At 42.0% G+C, this 4,418-nt stretch carries 5 protein-coding genes; 4 read left to right on the top strand and 1 reads right to left on the bottom strand.

What is annotated here, in order from left to right; all coding sequences use genetic code 11:
* The coding region (locus IM450_RS15960; protein WP_287720650.1) for an RNA-guided endonuclease InsQ/TnpB family protein at positions 1 to 353 on the bottom strand (353 nt) is incomplete at its 3' end.
* A gap of 90 nt (positions 354 to 443) precedes the next feature.
* On the opposite strand from IM450_RS15960, the gene IM450_RS15955 reads away from it, so the two are divergent.
* From IM450_RS15955 to IM450_RS15940, 4 genes are all read left to right on the top strand, one after another.
* The gene (locus IM450_RS15955; protein WP_002753892.1) at positions 444 to 1,010 is read left to right on the top strand and encodes an adenylate kinase; all 567 of its coding nucleotides are present in this window, start codon (positions 444 to 446) and stop codon (positions 1,008 to 1,010) included.
* Positions 1,011 to 1,639: 629 nt separating this feature from the next.
* Positions 1,640 to 3,541 carry a glutamine--fructose-6-phosphate transaminase (isomerizing) gene (glmS, locus tag IM450_RS15950; protein ID WP_287667295.1) on the top strand — a complete coding sequence of 634 codons (1,902 nt, stop codon included), beginning with the start codon at positions 1,640 to 1,642 and terminating at the stop codon, positions 3,539 to 3,541.
* 56 nt (positions 3,542 to 3,597) lie between these two features.
* Positions 3,598 to 3,900, top strand: coding sequence for a hypothetical protein (locus IM450_RS15945; protein ID WP_002801929.1), 303 nt, complete (start codon positions 3,598 to 3,600; stop codon positions 3,898 to 3,900).
* Complete coding sequence (locus tag IM450_RS15940) at positions 3,891 to 4,130, top strand: DUF2283 domain-containing protein (RefSeq protein WP_002801930.1); 240 nt, start codon at positions 3,891 to 3,893, stop codon at positions 4,128 to 4,130. The genes IM450_RS15945 and IM450_RS15940 overlap by 10 nt, the downstream gene beginning before the upstream one ends.
* Positions 4,131 to 4,418: the final 288 nt, after the last annotated feature.

Here is a 4,418-nt window from a genome sequence, read left to right as displayed (position 1 = left end):
TTAAAAGCAGATTTGGTAAATTCGGCACTTCCTCCCTGATGTTTTTTCTTAAAGTTAGGATACTTAGTACGACCAGCAAAGAAATTAGTAAAAGCTGTTTGTAAATGTCTTAACCCTTGTTGTAAAGGTACACAGCTTACCTCATTGAGAAAGTCTAATTCTTCTTGCTTTTTCCAATCGGTTAGCATTGAAGAAGTTTGAACATATCCTACTCTTTCTTGTCTTTCATACCAAGCTTGTGTTCTGACATGGAGAGCTTTGTTGTAAACTAATCTTACACAGCCCAATGTGCGCCGCAATAGCGACTCTTGTTTTGGTGTGGGGTAAAATCGGTAAGAATAGGCTTTTTCCATGTCTCACATTTTAGCATATATTTCGTAAATGTGCTAATATTTAACAGTAAAGCCGTCGTAGAACGACGGGGTTTCAGACCCAAATTTTCGATGAGCAAACGGATCGGTGTGATATTTTTGGGACCGCCCGGATCGGGAAAAGGTACCCAAGCGGCAAAATTAGCGGAATCTCTGACGATTCCCCATATTTCTACCGGTGAAATTTTACGTCAAGCAATTACAGAGAAGACAGAACTTGGTCAGCAAGCACAAGCTTATGTGGAAAAGGGCGAATTAGTCCCCGATGAGTTGTTATTAGGTTTAATTCAGGAACGTTTAAAACAGCCTGACAGTGCTAAGGGTTGGATTCTTGATGGTTTTCCCCGCACGGTGGCACAGGCGAGCTTTTTAGACGCATTACTGGAAGAATTGGCCGATAGTTACACATTTGTGGTTAATTTGGCTGTACCAGATACGGTCTTAATTGAGCGTCTCATGCAACGGGGTCGTCAAGATGATACTAAAGAAACGATCGCCCGTCGCCTACAGGTTTATATCGACCAAACTGCCCCCGTTTTAGATTATTACGGTCAAAAAGGGACTCTTAACCATATCGACGGTAATCAACCGATGGACGCGGTTACTGCCGCTCTAACAGCAGTTGTCACTCCTGTTTAAAGTTTCTCTCAGTCAGTAATCAGTAATCAGTCAGTAAAAATTACAACTTTTTATAAGTTTTTTATATCAAACAGCAGTTAATGGTTGAGAATATTTGAATTTACACTTCGCAATATTTACCTTTTCTTAAGAATTTATTGAAAATAATTCTCATTTGTTTACGAGGTTGCAATACTTCCAGCGATTATGGTATAATTTCGCAGTATGAAATGATGGGTTTTTCTGTGCTTTTTAGGGTTTTTAGCTGTCTGTCGATCCTGAAAACCCTTGCTAAATCTACACTGACCTATTCAGCAACAGCAATAAATGGCAGTTAAAGAGCCTTTTTTCAGCCAACCCGTTGATCAATTAATTGTGTAGTTTTGTTGCAAAGAGAAAGTTTTTTTGACAAAAAGAACAAAGTGTGCTGCTCAGTGATCTATATTGCTTTTATTTATTCTCCCCACACCCTACACCCCACACCCCACACCCCACACCCCACACCCCACACCCCACACCCCACACCCCACACCCTAATCTCCTAGAAGGGAAACTTTACCCTTGCCCCTGCGTCTTGAGCTTCTAAGCAAACAAGCGCCACGCTTGCGATAGAATAGATTGGACTTAGCCTAAATGGGGTCAGCGAAAGAATGTGCGGAATTGTTGGCTATATCGGAACCCAAACAGCGATCGATATTCTCCTAGCTGGATTGGAACGTTTAGAATATCGGGGTTATGATTCGGCAGGGATTGCCACAATTCTCGAAGGTGAATTACATCGAGTCCGCGCCCAGGGAAAACTCTACAATCTGCGGGAAAAATTAGAACAGGAAGTTAATCCCTCCCAAATTGGCATCGGTCACACCCGTTGGGCAACCCACGGCAAACCCGTAGAAAGTAATGCCCATCCCCACACCGATAACAGTCAACGGGTGGCAGTGGTACAGAATGGCATTATCGAAAACTTTCAGGCATTAAGAACAGAATTAAAGGAAAAAGGCTGTATATTTGACTCAGAAACCGACACAGAAGTTATTCCCCATCTAATCGCCAGTTATTTACCCAAACCTACCGATGAAGAATACTTGGGGGTGAGTCCTTTCCTCAAGGCAGTTTTAAAGGCAATTGAACGTTTAGAGGGTGCTTTTGCCCTAGCGGTAATTAGTCCCGATTATCCCGATGAATTGATTGTCGTGCGGCAACACGCTCCTTTAATCATCGGTTTTGGTCAGGGGGAGTTTTTCTGTGCCTCCGATGTCAGTGCTTTGGTTCCCCATACCCGGGCGGTGCTGTCCTTGGATAATGGCGAAATCGCTCAGTTAACACCCTTGGGAGTAGAAATCTATAATTTTGAGGGAAAAAGAGTCCGTAAAAACCCCAGAGTCCTCGATTGGAGTCCGACAACCGTAGAAAAACAGGGTTATCGTCACTTCATGCTCAAGGAAATCTACGAACAACCAGGAGTGGTGCGCGACTGTTTAGGGACCTATCTACATCCCCATTGGACAGCAGAAAATGGGGATAATGTCAACCCGATAAATATTAATTTTTCTGAGGAAATTTACGATAATTTAGAACATATTCAGATTTTAGCCTGTGGGACCAGTTGGCACGCTAGTTTAGTCGGTAAATACTTGATTGAGCAGTTGGCAGGTATTCCCACAAGAGTACAGTACGCCTCGGAATTTCGCTATGCACCCACCCCCCTGATGCCCAATACTTTAACCATCGGGGTGACGCAATCGGGGGAAACAGCCGACACTTTAGCAGCGTTGGAAACGGAAAAACAGCGTCGTTTAGGGTTAGGAAAAAAATATCAGGCCCGGATTATCGGGATTACTAATCGCCCCGAAAGTACCCTAGCACAAATGGTCGATCAGATTATTAATACTCAGGCGGGGATCGAAATCGGGGTGGCGGCAACTAAGAGTTTTACCGCCCAGTTATTGGGTTTTTATCTCTTAGCTTTGGATTTATCCTATCGTCGTCAAACTTTGTCTTTAGAGAGAATCGAGCAAATTATTAATGAAATGCGATCGCTGCCAAGATCGATCGAAACTGTCCTAGAAACACAGGAAAAAGCGATCGAAGAATTAGCCCATGAATTTAATGACACCCAGGACTTTATTTTCTTGGGACGGGGGATTAATTTCCCCATCGCTTTAGAAGGGGCCTTAAAACTCAAAGAAATCAGTTATATTCATGCGGAAGGCTATCCAGCCGGAGAAATGAAACACGGACCAATCGCGCTTTTAGATGCAAAAGTTCCCGTAGTAGCGATTGCGATGCCGGGGGTAGTTTATGATAAAGTTCTCTCCAATGCACAGGAAGCAAAAGCAAGGGATGCGCGGTTATTGGGAGTAGTTGCTGACAACGATACGGAAGCACCAAAAGTCTTTAATGATTTGTTGTATGTGCCGGAAGTTGAGGAATTATTATCGCCAATTTTAACAGTAATTCCCCTACAATTGCTCTCCTATCATATCGCAGCCCGTCGCGGTTTAGACGTGGATCAGCCGCGCAATTTAGCCAAAAGTGTCACGGTAGAATAGGGTTCGGTTGGGTTGAAAGTGTGGTTTAAAGGTCTATTTACACTGAATCGGAACCTATGAATCTTTATGCAACTTCTCAGAATGGGGTTTTAATTCGTCTGACAGAGGAGAGATGGAAACACATTATCAGTGGACATAGTGAATTAGTATCGTATCAAGCGGAGATATTGGAAACCATTCGCTATCCTGAGAAAATCCTAGTAGGAAACCATCAGGAATTGTTGGCAGTTAAACAAATAGTTTCTGGAAAATATCTAATCGTTGTTTATCGGGAATTATTAGATGAGGAATTTATTATTACTGCTTATTTAACCCGTCTTCTTCGTGAATTAACCAAGAGGAAACAAATATGGCCATAACTAGCATTAATATTCAATCCTATCTTAACTTCGCCAAGATGATTCACGCTCTGCCTCAGCAAGATTTTTGGACAGCTTATGATGCAAAAGCAGATATTTTGTATATTAATTTTCATCAACCATCTTTACCAGCGGATGATAGCGAATTAACAGATAATGATGTGATTATTCGTTATCAAGGGGATAAGATCATTGGGTTAAGTATTCTCAATGTTAGTAAAATCCAATGATGCTAAGTAGCTGGTTATAATTAAATTAAAAATGGATTTTAGGTTCGATCCCCCCTTAATCCCCCCTTGATAAGGGGGGTGCCGATCCCCCCTTAATCCCCCCTTATTAAGGGGGGCATCTGATAATTTTTAACGCCTACCTACTTATAAATAGGGTCTGCTGAAAAAGTCATTGAAAAGTACAGGTCTCTTAATCAATGATTTCACTTAGCTACAAGCATAAGCTTTAGTTGTTGATTAACTTTTAAGTTATAACTTATCCTAATCATTGACCGAGAAAAAGTGCTG

Origin of the sequence: Microcystis sp. M083S1 (assembly GCF_020246405.1) — a bacterium.
GTDB lineage: Bacteria > Cyanobacteriota > Cyanobacteriia > Cyanobacteriales > Microcystaceae > Microcystis > Microcystis aeruginosa_C.
This window is presented reverse-complemented; position numbering and strand designations above follow the sequence as displayed.

Bases quoted from the DNA above. Each gene is read 5' to 3' on its own strand.
- IM450_RS15955 (WP_002753892.1), top strand. From the start codon at position 444: ATGAGCAAACGGATCGGTGTGATATTTTTGGGACCGCCCGGATCGGGA.
- glmS (WP_287667295.1), top strand. From the start codon at position 1,640: ATGTGCGGAATTGTTGGCTATATCGGAACCCAAACAGCGATCGATATT.
- IM450_RS15945 (WP_002801929.1), top strand. From the start codon at position 3,598: ATGAATCTTTATGCAACTTCTCAGAATGGGGTTTTAATTCGTCTGACA.
- IM450_RS15940 (WP_002801930.1), top strand. From the start codon at position 3,891: ATGGCCATAACTAGCATTAATATTCAATCCTATCTTAACTTCGCCAAG.